Origin of the sequence: Actinoplanes sp. NPDC024001, from assembly GCF_040638955.1 — a bacterium.
GTDB lineage: Bacteria > Actinomycetota > Actinomycetes > Mycobacteriales > Micromonosporaceae > Actinoplanes.
This window is the reverse complement of sequence record NZ_JBEZZB010000057.1, coordinates 1-14,124: the sequence shown is the minus strand read 5'-3', so window position 1 is coordinate 14,124 and position 14,124 is coordinate 1. Positions and strand designations below refer to the sequence as shown.

Here is a 14,124-nt window from a genome sequence, read left to right as displayed (position 1 = left end):
GGGACGCACGGGATGAAGTGGGCCAGAAAAGCCGTCGTGGCGACGATGGCGATGGGCGTCGCCGGCTGCACCCAGGTGCCGGAGTCGTGGCCGGCCGATTCCGGTGGTTCGCCGGCTTCCCCGTCCCCCTTTCCCTCTTCTTCGGCTGCGGCCGCCTCGCCGGAAGCCGCGAGGCGGGAAGCCGCGACGCCGGAAGCCGCAACGCCGGAAGCCGCAACGCCGTGGACCGGCACGTGGGCTGTCGCCGTGCAGCCGCGCGGGCGGTCCTTCCAGCGGGAGACGCTGCGGCAGATCGTGCACACCAGCATCGGTGGCAGCGCGGCCCGGGTACGGCTGTCGAACGCCTACGGCACCACCCCACTGACCGTGAACAGCGTCTACGTGGCCCGGCGGCTCCGCGGCAGTGCCATCGACGCGAAGACCGACCGCCCGGTGACCTTCGGCGGCGCGAGCACGGTGATCATCCCGGCCGGCGGCTCGGCGGTCAGCGACCCGGTCGCCTTCGCGGTGCCGGCCGACAGCGACATCGCGGTCAGCGCCTACCTGCCGGAGAGCACCGGGGCCAGTACCCGGCACGCCGTCGGCGGCCGGCACAACTACATCGCCGCCGGCGACCAGAGCGCCGCCGCCACCCTGGCCGGCTCGACCACGACCAGCAGCTACTTCTTCCTGGCCGGCGTGGACGTCCAGAACCCCGCGGCGACCGGCTCGGTGGTCGCCTTCGGCGCCTCCATCACCGACGGCGTCGGTTCGAAGTTCAACGCCGACCGCCGCTGGCCCGACCTGCTCTCCGACCGGCTGCGCTCCGCCGGCCGCACCATCGGAGTCCTCAACACCGGCATCAGCGGCAACCGCCTCACCGCCGACACCCACGGGGCGAGCGCCGCCAAACGATTCGACCGCGACGTGCTGCGGCAACCCGGCGTCCGCTGGGTCATCATCTCCGACGACGCCATCAACGACCTGGGCAAGTCAGACACCCCGGCGCCGCAGCTGATCACCGCCCTGCGCACCCTGATCGCTCGCGGGCACGACGCCGGCATCAAGGTGATCTGCTCGACACTGACCCCGTTCCGCGGCGCCGGCTACTGGACCGAGCGCGGCGAACGCGGCCGCGGTGAGATCAACGCCTTCATCCGCTCCCGTGACAGCGGCTGCGACGCCGTCCTCGACCTGGACCGCGCCACCCGCGACCCCGGCTCGCCGAGTCGTTTCCAGCGCCGCTACGACTCCGGCGACCACCTGCACCCGGGCGACGCCGGCATGCGGGCGATCGCCGACGCGGTCGAGCTGAGCTGGTTCTGATCCCCCGCGGCGGTCAGCGCAGGGGGCGGATCGCACCTTCCACACAGCGCAGGAGCAGGCGGAGGGTCTCGTGCCGGGACGGGTTGTTCTCGGCCAGGAAGCTCCAGCCCACGTAGAGCTGGGACCAGATCAGGCTCTGCACCCAGACGGCGGGCAGCTCCGGATCGATGGTGCCGTCGGCGTGGCCTCGCTGGACCAGCTCCTCGAACCAGGCGTCGCTGCCGGCGGGGTCCTCCTCGTCCTCCAGCGCGATCTGCTCGTGGAAGAGCAGGGAGAGCAGATCGCCGAGATCGAAGTACTCCTGGCAGAGGCGGCGGACGGCGGCGGAGCCGGTGTCCTCGGTGGTGCGGGCCCGGGCGCGGGCCTGCTCCAGGCGGTCCAGCGCCTCGGTGCGCAGGGCGGAGAGCAGGTCGCTGCGCTCGGGGAAATAGCGGTGCAGCGTGGTGCGGCCCACGTCGGCGGCGGCGGCCACGTCGCCCAGGGAGGCGGCGGGGTTGCGGGACAGAACCTCGATGGCGGCCTCGATGATCGCCTGCCGGGTTCGGGCGCGGCTGCCGGCGCGGACGGTACTCACCGGCGCAGAATAACAGTTGCCCATTCTGGAACAGCTGTGTTCCATTATGGGTATGCCGGATGCCACGAGATTGAGGACTCTGTTCGCCGTTCTCCGACCGCACCGCCGCACCATGCTGCTCGGGCTGGTGCTCGGGCTCATCGGCAACGCGGCCGGGCTGGCCACACCGATGGTCACCAAGTGGGTGCTGGACACGTTCAGTGATGGGGTGGATCTGGTCCGGCCGGTCGCGGTCCTGCTCGCCCTGGTGGTCGTGGGGGCCGCCATCACGTTGTGGCAGTGGATCCTGCTCGGCACGCTCGCCGAGCGGATCGTGCTGGACGCCCGGACGTCGATCATCAAGCGTTACTTCCGGGCCCGGGTGGGGGATCTGCAGCGGCGGCCCACCGGGGAGCTGGTCACCCGGGTCACCTCGGACACCGGGCTGCTGCACGAGGCGTCGAGCAGCATCATCGGGCTGATCAACGCCGGCATCGGGCTGGTCGGCACGCTGGTGCTGATGGCGGTGCTCGACCTGACCCTGCTCGGCTGCACCCTTGCCGCGGTGGTGGTCGTCAGCGGGCTGATGGCCACCCTGCTGCCGAAGATCGGCACCGCGCAGACCGCGGCGCAGGACTCCGTCGGGAAACTCGGGGCGAGTCTGGAGGGGTCGCTGCGGGCGATCCGTACGGTCAAGGCCAGCCGCGCCGAGACGCGCCAGAGTGAGCAGATCGTGGGCAACGCCCGCGACGCCGCGGCGCACAGCGTGCGCGCCGCCAAGGTCGCGGCCACCGTCTGGACGATCTCGTGGACCGGCCTCAACCTGGCGGTCATCATGATCCTCGCCATCGGCGCGTGGCGCGCGCACCTGGGGCTGCTCGAGGTCTCCACCCTGGTGGCGTTCCTGCTCTACGTGTTCCAGCTGATGGGGCCGATCAGCGAGCTGACCCAGAACCTGACGGCGTTGCAGGCCGGCATCGCGGCCGCCGGGCGGATCAACGAGCTGCAGAGCATCGGCCTGGAGCCGCACAGCGAGGGCGGCACACCGGGTCCCGCGGGCACGCCGCACGAGGTGGACGGGCCGGTGCTGGTGCTGCAGGACGTGACCGCGCGTTACGGGCCGGACGCCCCGCCCGCGGTCCGTGGTGTCGACCTGGAGATTCCGCGCCGCGGGCACACCGCGGTGGTGGGGCCGTCCGGCGCCGGCAAGACCACGCTGTTCTCGCTGCTGCTGCGCTTCCTGGAGCCGGAGGCCGGGCAGATCCTGCTCGACGGCCGGCCCTATCCGGCGTGGAGCCACGAGGAGGTGCGCGCCCGGCTGGCGTACGTGGAGCAGGAGACGCCGGTGGTGCCCGGCACGATCGGTGACAACCTGCGGTTCACCCATCCGGACGCCACCGACGCGGAGCTGCGGGAGGTCCTGCGCTCGGTCCGCCTCGACGACAAGATCGACGAGCTGCCGGACGGGCTGGACACGTCGCTGAGCTCCACGGATGTGTCCGGCGGTCAGCGGCAGCGGATCGCGCTGGCCCGGGCGCTGCTGCGCACCCCCGACGTGCTGCTGCTCGACGAGGCGACCGCCCAGGTCGACGGGCTGACCGAGGCGGCGGTGCAGGACTGCATCCGCGAGCGGGCGGCGACCGGGGCGGTCGTGACGATCGCGCACCGGCTCTCGACGGTTCTCGACGCGGACCGGATCGTGGTGATGGAGGACGGCCGGATCCGGGGGCAGGGCACGCACGCCGAGCTGTACGCCTCGGACGACCTGTACCGCCGGCTCGTGGAGGCGCTGCGGATCGCTGCCGACCAGTCCGCGCCCGCCGCCGTCTGAGTCAGCCCGCGCCGAGCGGGCCGGTGGCCATCGTGCCGCCGACCGTGCGCTGCTCGGGCGCGCCGGGGTCGGGTTCGCCGACCTCGGCCGCCCACTTCTCGGCGTCGTCGTGCGGGTGGTAACCGATCGCCTCTCCCCCGGCCGTCGACCACCAGCGGCGGGTGTTCGCCGACACGCCCCACACCAGCCGCCAGCCGGTGGCGGTCAGCGACGCCTCCACGAGCCGCGCCAGGTCGTCCGGCGACAACCACACCGACAGGTCGCGCGGGGTGGCGGGCTGGTCCTTGCAGGCGCCGATGCGCAGGCAGATCACGTGCATCCCGTGCCGGTCGTGGTAGAGCCGGCCGAGGCTCTCCAGCGCCGCCTTGCTCCAGCCGTAATAGGTGTCCGGGCGCGGCGCCACGTCGTCCGGCAGCGAGGCGCAGCGTTCGTGCAGGCCGGCGGCGTGGTTGCTGGAGGCGAGCACGACCCGCGGCACACCGAGGCGGTAGGCGGCCTGCAGCACCCGTTCGCTGCCGCGCACGTTCACGTCGAGCACGTCGTCGAAGGCGCTCTCGTCGGCGAGCCCACCGAGGTGCACGATAGCGTCGACGCCCCGGGCGGCGCGCTCGACCGCCGCACCGTCGGTGACGTCCAGGGCGTCGACACCGTCGGCCGGCCGCAGGTCGGTCAGGCGCAGGGTGTGCTGGGTGAGCCGGGTGCGCAGCATGGTGCCGAGGGCGCCGGACGCGCCGGTCATCAGGATCACCGCCATGCGAACCGTGTTGCCCAGCCGGCACCCGGTCACACCTGGACCGTCTCGCGGCGGCGCCGGCGATAGACGGCGAAGACCCCCGGCGCGACCAGGGCGAGCAGCACCACGATCCAGAGGACGACGGTGAGCGGCGTCGAGACCAGGACCGACCAGTCGCCCTCGGAGAGGGCCAGCGCCCGCCGCAGCTGCTGCTCGAACAGCGGCGCCAGGATCAGCCCGACCACGGCCGGCGCGACCGGGACGTCGGCCAGGCGCATCAGCAGGCCGACCAGGCCCAGCACGGTGAGGACCAGCAGGTCGGCGATGGTGCCGCCGGCCGCGTAGGTGCCCAGGCAGGCGAAGAGCAGCACCCCGGCGTAGATGCCGTAGGCGGGGATGGTGAGCAGCCGCACCCACACCCGGACCAGCGGCAGGTTGAGGACCAGCAGCAGGACGTTGCCGATGTACAGGCTGGCGATCAGCGCCCACACCAGTTCCCCGGACTCGGTGAACAGCTGCGGGCCGGGCTGCAGGCCGTAGGACTGGAAGGCGGTGAGGATGACCGCCGCGGTGGCCGAGGTGGGCAGGCCGATGGTGAGCAGCGGGACCAGCACGCCGGCCGCCGCCGCGTTGTTGGCCGACTCCGGGCCGGCGACGCCCTCGATGGCGCCGTGACCGAACTCGTGCCGGTGCTTCGAGAGGCGTTTCTCCAGGCTGTAGCTGAGGAACGTGGGCACGTCGGCGCCGCCGGCGGGGAGGCTGCCGATCGGGAAGCCGATGGCGGTGCCGCGCAGCCAGGCCGGCCAGGAGCGGCGGAAGTCGGCGCGGGAGAGCACGGCGGCGCCGCGGACCGGTTCGACGCGGCTCGCGCCGGTGCCGGCGACCAGGTGCCCGAAGGTCTCGCCGAGCGCGAAGAGGGCCACCACGACGATCACCACGTCGATGCCGTCGAGCAGCGACGGCAGGCCGAACGCGAGCCGGGCCTGACCGGTCAGCGTGTCGATGCCGACCAGCCCGATCGCGGCGCCGACGACCAGGCTCGACGCGCCCTTGAGCAGGCTCGGGCCGAGCAGCGCGCTGACCGTCACGAACGCGACGGCCATCAGCGCGACGTACTCGGGAGGACCGAAACCGATCGCGATGTCGGCGACCGCGGGTGCGGCGACGGTGAGCGCGACGGTGCCGATGGTGCCGGCGACGAAGCTGCCGAGCGCGGCGGTGGCGAGGGCGGCGGCGCCCCGGCCGGCGCGGGCCATCCGGTTGCCTTCCAGGGCGGTTGCCACGGACGCGCTCTCGCCGGGTGTGTTGAGCAGGATCGAGGTGGTGGAGCCGCCATACATGCCGCCGTAGTAGATGCCGGCGAACATGATCAGCGCGGCGGCCGGTTCGAGGCGGAAAGTGATCGGCAGCAGCAGGGCCACGGTGAGCGCCGGGCCGATGCCGGGCAGCACGCCGACGGCGGTGCCGATGGTGACGCCGATCAGTGCCCACATCAGGTTCGCCGGGGTCAGGGCGTCGGCGAAACCGGTCAGCAGGGCGTCCATCTCAGAACCCCCACGGTCCGGCGGGCAGGCTGAGCCCGATCACCACGTCGAAGATCAGGAACACGAGCGCGGCGAGGGTCCACCCGTAGGCGGCAGCCCGCGCCGGATGCGGGGCGCCGAGCAGCAGCGCCGCCCCGGTGAACAGGGCCGCGGAGCTCACCACGTACCCCAGAAGCGGCAGGACCAGGGCGAACGCGATCAGCAGGGCCACCATCGCGGCAAGGCGCCAGAGGCGCCGCCGGTCAAGGTCAAAGGCTTGCGGCGTACGCAGGGCGCGCGCCCCCTGCCAACCCAGACCGGCGCCGAGCACGCCGAGCAGGATCCCGATCAGGGTGGGCGCGGCGGCCGGCCCGAGGGCGTCGTCGGACTCGCGCAGATTGGCGGCGTCGATGAGGACCACGACCGCCGCGAGCACCATGAGCAGGCCCAGCAGCGCGGACGCTCGCGCCTGCCTGAGCGTCTCCGGCGCGGCGGGGTCGGGCGCGCCGGTATCAGGCGCGGCGGGATCGGGTGCGGTGACGCCGGGTGCGGCGGGATCGGGTGCGGTGACGCCGGGTGTAGCGGGATCGGGTGCGGTGACGCCGGGTGTAGCGGGATCGGGCGTGGCGTGGCGGGGTCGGGCGCGGGGCGGCCGGCGTTGTCGGTCGTCATGCCAGGCCCATCTTGACCAGGACGTCGGTGACGGTCTGGCGTTCGGTCTGGAGGAACGTGTCGAACTCGGGCCCGGTCAGGGTAGCGTCGCCCCAGCCGCGGCGTTCCAGGGTCTCGCGCCAGGCCTCGCTGCGGGTCATCCGCAGCACCAGGTCCTCCAGGGCCTGCTCGTCGGCGGCGCTGATCCCGGCCGGGGCGACCACGCCGCGCCAGTTGGCCAGCTCCACGTCCACGCCGGACTCCTTGAGCGTCGGCACGTCCGGCAGGGCGGGCAACCGCTCGGCGCTGGAGACCGCGACCGGCCGGACCGTGCCCGCCTCGATCTGGCCCTCCAGCTCGGAGACGCCGGAGACGCCGGCGGTGGCCCGGCCGGAGAGCAGCGTGGACAGCGCCTCGCCGCCGCCGGAGTGGGCCACGTAGTTGACGCCGCCGGGGTCGGCGCCGATCGCGTCGGCGATCAGCCCGGCCAGGATCTGCTCGACGCCGCCCGCCGAGCCACCGGCGAACGACACCGCGCCGAGGTCCTGCTTCATCCGGGCGACCAGGTCGTTCAGGTTCTTCACCGGGGAGTCGGCGGGCACCACGACCACCTCGTAGTCGGTGGTGAGCCGGGCCAGCGGAGTGGTGCTGTCCAGGGTGACCGGCGAGTCGTTGCTCTCGATCGCGCCGAGCATGATCAGGCCCATCACCATGAGCTGGGTGGGGTCGCCGTCGTAGCGGGCGAACTGGCTGAGCCCGATGGTGCCGCCGGCGCCGGCGACGTTGTAGACCTCGGTGCGGCCGGCCACCTCGCGCAGCGCGGTCTGCATCTCGCGGGAGGTCTGGTCCCAGCCGCCGCCGGGCGCGGCGGGCGCCATCAGCCGCAGCTGCCGTCCGTCGAGGAAGTCGGTGGTCTCGTCGCTCCACGGTGTGGTCAGGAGCAGCAGCAGGGTGCTCACCGCCGCCGCCACCCAGGGCGCCACCGCGGCCGGTCGCCAGCGCTGCATCGGTCCACCCCGCTTCCGAGTGCGGTACAGCCGAGCCCCCTTTACATTCGCATTGTTGACCCGGAGGGCAGATGGCGCACGTCGTGGTGGTCGGAGGAGGCAACGCCGGGTTCAGTGCGGCGCACGCGGCCGCGGCCCGGGGACGCGACGTGGTGCTGCTGGAGCGAGGGCTGCCGGACGAGGCGGGCGGGAACAGCTACTACACGGCGGGCGCGTTCCGGATCGCCCATCAGGGGCTGGACGACGTGGCGGGGATGCTCGACCCCGACCCGCGGTTGGCGGAGACGGTGCTTGCGCCGTACCCGGAAGAGCAGTTTGTGCGGGATCTGCGTGAGGTGACCGGCGGGCGCGCGGACCGCGGGTTGTCCGCCGCGCTGGCGGCGGAGAGCGGGCCGGCGCTGCACTGGCTGCACGGGCTGGGGCTGCGGTTCCGGTTGATGTACGAGCGGCAGTCCTATCCGGACGAGCACGGCCGGCACGTGTTCTTCGGCGGGCTGGCGGTGGGCAGCACCGGCGGCGGGAAAGGGCTGATCGAGCAGCACACCCGCGCGGCAGCGGCGGCCGGCGTCGACGTGCGGTACGGCTACCGCTGCGGTGACCTGCTGATCGACAACGGCCACGTGCGCGGTGTGCACTGGACCGGCCCGGACGGCACGGCCGGGGTGACCGAGGCCGAGTCGGTGGTGCTGGCGGCCGGTGGTTTCGAGGCGAACCCGCAGTGGCGGCGCGAGCACCTGGGCGCCGGATGGGAGCGGGCGCTGGTCCGCGGCACCCCGCTGAACACCGGGGACATGCTGCGCGCGGCGCTGGCGGCGGGTGCGGCACGCGGCGGCGACTGGTCGTCGTGTCACGCGGTGGCGTGGGACGCGAATGCCGCGGCCTCCGGCGACCGCGAGCTGACCAACCGGCTGACCCGGCAGAGTTACCCGCTGGGCATCGTGGTCAACGTGGACGGGCGGCGGTTCCTGGACGAGGGCGCCGATTTCCGCAACTACACCTACGCGAAGTACGGCGGGGAGATCCTGCGCCAGCCGCGCGGCCTGGCGTTCCAGATCTTCGACGCCGGGATCCGGCCGATGCTGCGGACCGAGGAGTACGACGCGCCCGGCACGAGCGTGGTGATCGCGCAGTCGATCGACGAGCTGGCCGCGGCGCTGGAGACACCTGAGCTGGCGCGCACCGTCGAGGAGTTCAACGCCGGGATCGACGAGTCGGTGCCGTTCCAGGCGTCGGTGAAGGACGGCCGGGCCTCGCGGGCCGAGCCGCCGAAGAGCAACTGGGCGCTGCCGATCCGGACGCCGCCGTTCTACGCCTTCCCGGTGACCTGCGGGATCACGTTCACGTTCGGCGGGTTGCGGGCCGACGAGCACGGCCGGGTGCTGACCGGATCGGGGTCTGCCCTTGCGGGCCTGTTCGTCTGCGGGGAGATGCTGGGCGGGCTGTTCAGCGGCAACTATCCCGGTGGCACCGGCTTGACCGCGGGCGCCGTGTTCGGCCGCCGGGCCGGAACACTGGCCTGAGGTCAAGCCGCGACCAGTTCCCTCTCCGGTTCGGGCCGGCGAGACCCGTAGACGGTCATCACGACGCTGCGCGCCCACCGCATCCGGGGTGCCGCCGTCTCCGGGCAGTCGCCGTAGGCCGCGGCCATCGCGGCCACGCATCCGCGTGTGCCACCGCAGGCGCGCACGGCCTCGGCGATGGCGGCGTCGACGGCCGAGCCGGTGGGGCGGGAGCCGCTCTGCAGGGTGCTGGCGAACAGGGCGGAGGCGCGGGCGGCGAGCATCTGGCTTCGCATGACGATCAACTCCGATCTATGGGTGATTACCGCCTCAGCGTGAACCACCCGCACCACAGATCGCCTCCGGGATTCCGACGGACGGCCCGAATCGGGGAGACCCCTAGGTGTCAGATCTTGGCTCCGACCGCGGCGCCGTTGGCCGGCACCAGGTAGTCCGAGGACCGGATCGAGCCGTCCGCGGCGCGCGGACCAGTGACAACGGCGGGGTCGGTGCTGCGCAGCGTCCACGTGCCGCCGAGGTTCCAGGAGTTGCCGGAGGCGGTCGAGGAGCCGAGCGCCACCGCCGTCTTGTTCCCGACAGCGAGGTTGGCGGTGAGCCGGGAGGTGGAGCCACCGTCGACGTCGAAGCCGGTCTTGGCGTTCTGGTACGCGGTGCTGCGGTTGATCGTGATGCTGCCGGTGTTGCCGTTGTCGGTGAACCCGTGTGCCGCGTTGCCGAAGGCCATGGTGTTGGTGACGGCGTGGCTCGCGGCCGGGCCGGTGCCCCCGCTGCCGCCGAGTTTCAGGCCGTTGCCGTCGCCGGAGAAGTTCGGGATGCCCCAGCGGTTGTAGCCGTTGCCGTACGCGACGGTGTTCTGGATGGTGACCGGTGAGCTGAACGCCCAGGCGTCGAAGCCGTCGTCGACGTTGTTCCACAGCCGGGCGCCGCGCACCACGTTGCCGGTGCCGCTGCCCTCCTTGATGCCGAGGCCGTCGGCGCTCTCGCCGTTCTTGCGCGGGTCCCGGTTGCCGTAGCTGTCCAGGTTGAGGATCAGGTTGTTCGCCGAGGCGCCCTGCAACTGGAAGCCGGTCTCGTAGTTGTCCCGGGTGGTCAGCCGCTCGAAGGTGTTGTTGTTGCAGCCGTTGCAGTAGACGCCGTACGGCCCGTGGACGATCTCCAGGCCGATCAGCCGCCAGTGCGACGCCCGCATGTGGATCGCGCCGCGCTGGGCGCTGGGGATGGTGGAGCCGACCGCGCCGGGCGTGTAGGCCAGCGCCTCGCCGTCGATGATCACCTTCTCGCCGGCGTGGCTGGTGAGGGTGAGCGGCGCGCCGGCGGTCCCGCTGCGGGTGATCTGGATGTTGGCGCTCAGCGCGTAGGTGCCGCCGCGGACCGCGACGGTGCCACCGGCCGGGACCACACTGATCGCCTTCTGGATCGTCGCGAGCGGCGCGGAGAGGGTTCCGGAGTTCGCGTCGTTGCCATTGGTGGCGACGTAGACGGTCGTCTCGGCAGCGGTCGCCGGCGTGGGGATCATTGCCAGCAATACCGCGCCGATCAGTGCTGTGGGCAGCATTTTACGGCGTCCGCCGCGGGTAATCATGATGAGCTGACTCCTGGCTTGGGGGACGGCGCTCTTACATGGGGGAATGCGCTTTCCGCCGCAACCTACGCCGGGACGCCGGGCGGTGTCAACGCCACCTCACTGCAACAATCCTGCAAACGAAAAGCATTGACGCTGTTTGATGCACGAATTTATCGTCGGCCCCAGGTTACAGCGCCATTAAGCGATCATTTATCGCGCGCTTCCTTTCCGCCTTTTCTCGCATGGAGACCCCATGAGACGCATCGGATGGATCGCCGTCGCCGCCACCGGCGCGATGGTGGCGGCCGCTCTCGCGGCCGCCGGCCCGGCACACGCCGAAACCCTCTTCGGCGACGACTTCAACGACGGCAACGCCACCGGCTGGTCCCGCAACGGCGGCACCTGGTCGATCGTCACCGACGGCTCCCCCGCCTACCGCCAGTCCAGCACCGGCGCCAACGCCCGCGCGCTGGCCGGCAGCACCGGGTGGACCGACTACACCGTCCAGGCCCGGGTGCGGCCGATCGCGTACGCCGCGGCCGACCGCACGGTGGGCATCGCGGCTCGCGCCACCTCGACGAGCCAGTACTACGCGCTGGTCCTCACCGGCGGCGGCACGGCCCAGCTCCAGCGGGTCTCCGGCGGCACGGCGACGGTCCTCGGCACCGCCGCGACCGGCGGCGCCACCGGCAGCTGGCGGGTGCTCGCGCTGAGCGTGCGGGGCGCCACGCTGACCGGGTTCGTGGACGGCGCGCAGGTGCTCCAGGCCACCGACGCCACGTTCGGCTCCGGCCGGATCGGGCTGGTCACCGGGTACGCCAGCGCGTCGTACGACGACGTGGTGGTGGACACCACGGCGCCGGGCCCCGGTCCCAGCCCGTCGCCGACCACCCCGCCCCCGCCCGGCGACTGCCGGGTCACCGGCACACCCACCGGCTTCGCCACGGTGAACGCCTGGGGCCAGAACGGCACCACCGGCGGCGCGAGCGGACCGCGGGTGGCCGTCGACACCGCCGCCGAGCTGCTGGCCGCGATCGCGACGCCCGGGCCGCTCACCGTCTGCGTCAGCGGCACCATCGCGCTGCCCGCCGGCATGCACGACGTGACCAGCGACAAGTCGATCGTCGGGGTGGGCTCGACCGCCGGGATCACCGGGGGCGGCTTCAACATCGGGCTGCCGGTCTCGTCGGTGACGAGCCCGCCGGCCGACGCCGTGCACAACGTGATCATCCAGAACCTGACGTTCCGCGGCGCCACCGACGACTCGATCAACGTGCAGATGTTCTCGCACCACGTGTGGATCGACCACAACGACCTGGCCCAGGGCTACGACGGGCTGATCGACGTGAAGCGCGGCTCGTCGTACGTGACCGTGTCCTGGAACCACACGCATCACCACACGAAGAACATGCTGCTCGGGCACGACGACAACAACGGCGCGCAGGACACCGGGCGGCTCAAGGTCAGCTATCACCACAACTGGTTCGACCGCACCCCGCAGCGCAACCCGCGGGTCCGCTTCGGCGAGCCGGTGCACGTCTGGAACAACTACTTCGTCTACAACACCGACACCGGCGTGGCCTGCCAGAACAACGCCGGCTGCCTGGTCGAGGGCAACTACTTCGAAGACGTCGAGGAGCCGGTGACCAACACGTACGCCGGTCCGGCCGGGCGGTGCGTGGCCCGCAACAACGTCTTCGCGGGTGAGTCGGGAGCACCGGACTGCAGCGGAACCGTGCAGGAGGCGTCGGCTTACTACAGCTACACGCTCGACGACCCGAACCAGATCAAGTCCATCGTCACGGCCGGCGCGGGGGTGTTCCGATGAAACGACGACACGCACTGTGGGCACTGCTGGCCGCGGCCGTGCTGGTGCTCGGCCTGACCGCCACCGGGGCGCGGGCCGCCACCCTGCTCGGCGACGACTTCGAGGACGGCAACGCGTCCGGCTGGACCACCAACGGGGGCAGCTGGTCGGTCACCACCGACGGCTCCGCCGTCTACCGCCAGGGCGGGACCAGCAGCGACGCCCGGGCGCTGACCGGGACGCCGGGCTGGACCGACTACGCGGTGCAGGCCCGGGTCAAGCCGACCGCCTTCAACGGCAGCAACCGCTTCGCGGCCGTCCTGGCCCGGGTGCAGAGCAGCACCAGCTACTACTACCTGGCGCTGCGCTCCAACAACACCGTCGAGCTCAAGCGCCTCGACAACGGATCGTCGGCCACGCTGGACACCGCGCCGGTGACCGTGTCAGCCGGCACCTGGTACACGCTCAAGCTCGAGGTGGCCGGGTCCGCGCTGCGCGGATACGTCAACGGCACGCTGTTCACCGAGGCCTCCGACGCCCGGTGGGCCAGCGGCCGGGTCGGCCTCGCCACCTTCTACACCAGCGCCAACTTCGACGACGTGCTGGTGACCACCGGGGCCGGGCCCGGCCCCTCCGGAACACCGTCGGCCACGCCTTCGGAGGAGCCGCCGCCGCAGCCGAACGTCGCCGACGGCTGGGCCTCGGTGAACGCCTGGGACCAGAACGGCACCTCCGGCGGCGCGGGCGGGCCGACGGTCACGGTGAGCAGCGCGGCCGCCTTCATCGAGGCGATCGCCCGCAGCGGCCCGCTGGTGGTGCGGGTGCAGGGCACGATCTCACTGCCGGGGCCGATGCACGACGTCAGCTCGGACAAGACGATCATCGGGGCGGGCTCGGGCGCCACCATCACCGGCGGCGGCCTGAACATCGGCCTGCCGATCTCCTCGGTGACGAGCCCGCCGGCGAACGCGGTGCACAACGTGATCATCCGGAACCTGCGATTCAGCGGCTGGCCGGACGACGCGATCAACGTGCAGATGTTCAGCCACCACATCTGGATCGACCACAACACCTGGACGACCGGCTCGGACGGCGGCGTGGACGTCAAACGCGGCTCGTCGTACGTGACGATCTCCTACAACCACGCCGACGGCACCGACAAGAACATGCTGCTCGGGCACGACGACGACAACGGCGCCCAGGACATCGGGCGGCTCAAGGTCACCTACCACCACAACTGGTTCGACGCGACCGAGCAGCGCAACCCGCGGGTGCGCTTCGGCGACCAGGTGCACGTCTACAACAACCACTACAACGACACCGGCAACTACGGGATCGCGTCCACCGAGAACGCCGGCGTGATCGTCGAGGGCAACTCGTTCGAGAACGTCGAGGACCCGTTCCACCTCGGTGAGGGCTCGTCCTCCGACGGGCGGCTGGTCGCCCGGAACAACTGCTTCGTCAACTCCGGGACCGGGCAGAGCGGCGGCAGCGTACCGGCGGTCTCCTACCCGTACTCGGCTCAGGCGTGCTCGCAGGTGAAGGCGACCGTGACGGCGCAGGCCGGCGCGGGCCGGATCAGCGGCTGATCGCGAGCGGGCGGGGTGGCCGCGGCCGCCCCGCCCGCTCC

General features: G+C 72.1%; 12 protein-coding genes. 5 read left to right on the top strand and 7 right to left on the bottom strand.

The window, feature by feature from the left end; genetic code table 11:
• Positions 1-12: 12 nt before the first annotated feature.
• Positions 13-1,305 carry an SGNH/GDSL hydrolase family protein gene (locus AB0F81_RS22695; RefSeq protein WP_360200326.1) on the top strand — a complete coding sequence of 431 codons (1,293 nt, stop codon included), beginning with the start codon at positions 13-15 and terminating at the stop codon, positions 1,303-1,305.
• Positions 1,306-1,318: 13 nt separating this feature from the next.
• On the opposite strand, the gene AB0F81_RS22690 is transcribed toward AB0F81_RS22695, so the two are convergent.
• On the bottom strand, positions 1,319-1,879 hold the full coding sequence (locus AB0F81_RS22690) for a helix-turn-helix domain-containing protein (protein ID WP_360200324.1): 561 nt from the start codon (positions 1,877-1,879) through the stop codon (positions 1,319-1,321).
• 112 nt (positions 1,880-1,991) lie between these two features.
• On the opposite strand from AB0F81_RS22690, the gene AB0F81_RS22685 reads away from it, so the two are divergent.
• Positions 1,992-3,689 carry an ABC transporter ATP-binding protein gene (locus tag AB0F81_RS22685; protein ID WP_360200322.1) on the top strand — a complete coding sequence of 566 codons (1,698 nt, stop codon included), beginning with the start codon at positions 1,992-1,994 and terminating at the stop codon, positions 3,687-3,689.
• Position 3,690: 1 nt separating this feature from the next.
• Here the strand turns inward: AB0F81_RS22685 and AB0F81_RS22680 are convergent, their stop codons facing one another.
• The 4 genes from AB0F81_RS22680 to AB0F81_RS22665 form a co-directional block, all read right to left on the bottom strand.
• The gene (locus AB0F81_RS22680; protein ID WP_360200320.1) at positions 3,691-4,476 is read right to left on the bottom strand and encodes an NAD(P)-dependent oxidoreductase; all 786 of its coding nucleotides are present in this window, start codon (positions 4,474-4,476) and stop codon (positions 3,691-3,693) included.
• Positions 4,473-5,966 carry a tripartite tricarboxylate transporter permease gene (locus tag AB0F81_RS22675; protein ID WP_360200318.1) on the bottom strand — a complete coding sequence of 498 codons (1,494 nt, stop codon included), beginning with the start codon at positions 5,964-5,966 and terminating at the stop codon, positions 4,473-4,475. The genes AB0F81_RS22680 and AB0F81_RS22675 overlap by 4 nt, the downstream gene beginning before the upstream one ends.
• A gap of 1 nt (position 5,967) precedes the next feature.
• A complete protein-coding gene (locus AB0F81_RS22670) occupies positions 5,968-6,384 on the bottom strand; it encodes a tripartite tricarboxylate transporter TctB family protein (protein WP_360200316.1) in 417 nt (138 codons plus the stop codon).
• A gap of 229 nt (positions 6,385-6,613) precedes the next feature.
• Complete coding sequence (locus AB0F81_RS22665; RefSeq protein ID WP_360200314.1) at positions 6,614-7,603, bottom strand: tripartite tricarboxylate transporter substrate binding protein; 990 nt, start codon at positions 7,601-7,603, stop codon at positions 6,614-6,616.
• A 71-nt stretch (positions 7,604-7,674) separates the two neighbouring features.
• On the opposite strand from AB0F81_RS22665, the gene tcuA reads away from it, so the two are divergent.
• The gene (gene tcuA / locus AB0F81_RS22660) at positions 7,675-9,123 is read left to right on the top strand and encodes an FAD-dependent tricarballylate dehydrogenase TcuA (RefSeq protein WP_360200312.1); all 1,449 of its coding nucleotides are present in this window, start codon (positions 7,675-7,677) and stop codon (positions 9,121-9,123) included.
• Between the two features lie 2 nt (positions 9,124-9,125).
• Here tcuA and AB0F81_RS22655 read toward each other — a convergent pair whose 3' ends face one another.
• A complete protein-coding gene (locus AB0F81_RS22655; protein ID WP_360200310.1) occupies positions 9,126-9,398 on the bottom strand; it encodes a hypothetical protein in 273 nt (90 codons plus the stop codon).
• 110 nt (positions 9,399-9,508) lie between these two features.
• Positions 9,509-10,678, bottom strand: a complete 1,170-nt coding sequence (locus tag AB0F81_RS22650) for a right-handed parallel beta-helix repeat-containing protein (protein WP_360200308.1) — start codon at positions 10,676-10,678, stop codon at positions 9,509-9,511.
• Positions 10,679-10,940: 262 nt separating this feature from the next.
• Between AB0F81_RS22650 and AB0F81_RS22645 the strand changes: the two genes are divergently transcribed.
• On the top strand, positions 10,941-12,515 hold the full coding sequence (locus AB0F81_RS22645; RefSeq protein ID WP_360200306.1) for a pectate lyase: 1,575 nt from the start codon (positions 10,941-10,943) through the stop codon (positions 12,513-12,515).
• On the top strand, positions 12,512-14,083 hold the full coding sequence (locus tag AB0F81_RS22640; protein ID WP_360200304.1) for a right-handed parallel beta-helix repeat-containing protein: 1,572 nt from the start codon (positions 12,512-12,514) through the stop codon (positions 14,081-14,083). The genes AB0F81_RS22645 and AB0F81_RS22640 overlap by 4 nt, the downstream gene beginning before the upstream one ends.
• Positions 14,084-14,124: the final 41 nt, after the last annotated feature.

Excerpts from the sequence above, each read along its gene's own strand:
- AB0F81_RS22665 (WP_360200314.1), bottom strand. The coding sequence starts at position 7,603 with ATGCAGCGCTGGCGACCGGCCGCGGTGGCGCCCTGGGTGGCGGCGGCG.
- AB0F81_RS22650 (WP_360200308.1), bottom strand. The coding sequence starts at position 10,678 with ATGCTGCCCACAGCACTGATCGGCGCGGTATTGCTGGCAATGATCCCC.
- AB0F81_RS22670 (WP_360200316.1), bottom strand. The coding sequence starts at position 6,384 with ATGGTGCTCGCGGCGGTCGTGGTCCTCATCGACGCCGCCAATCTGCGC.
- AB0F81_RS22655 (WP_360200310.1), bottom strand. The coding sequence starts at position 9,398 with ATGCGAAGCCAGATGCTCGCCGCCCGCGCCTCCGCCCTGTTCGCCAGC.
- AB0F81_RS22645 (WP_360200306.1), top strand. The coding sequence starts at position 10,941 with ATGAGACGCATCGGATGGATCGCCGTCGCCGCCACCGGCGCGATGGTG.
- AB0F81_RS22640 (WP_360200304.1), top strand. The coding sequence starts at position 12,512 with ATGAAACGACGACACGCACTGTGGGCACTGCTGGCCGCGGCCGTGCTG.
- AB0F81_RS22675 (WP_360200318.1), bottom strand. The coding sequence starts at position 5,966 with ATGGACGCCCTGCTGACCGGTTTCGCCGACGCCCTGACCCCGGCGAAC.
- tcuA (WP_360200312.1), top strand. The coding sequence starts at position 7,675 with ATGGCGCACGTCGTGGTGGTCGGAGGAGGCAACGCCGGGTTCAGTGCG.
- AB0F81_RS22685 (WP_360200322.1), top strand. The coding sequence starts at position 1,992 with ATGCTGCTCGGGCTGGTGCTCGGGCTCATCGGCAACGCGGCCGGGCTG.
- AB0F81_RS22695 (WP_360200326.1), top strand. The coding sequence starts at position 13 with ATGAAGTGGGCCAGAAAAGCCGTCGTGGCGACGATGGCGATGGGCGTC.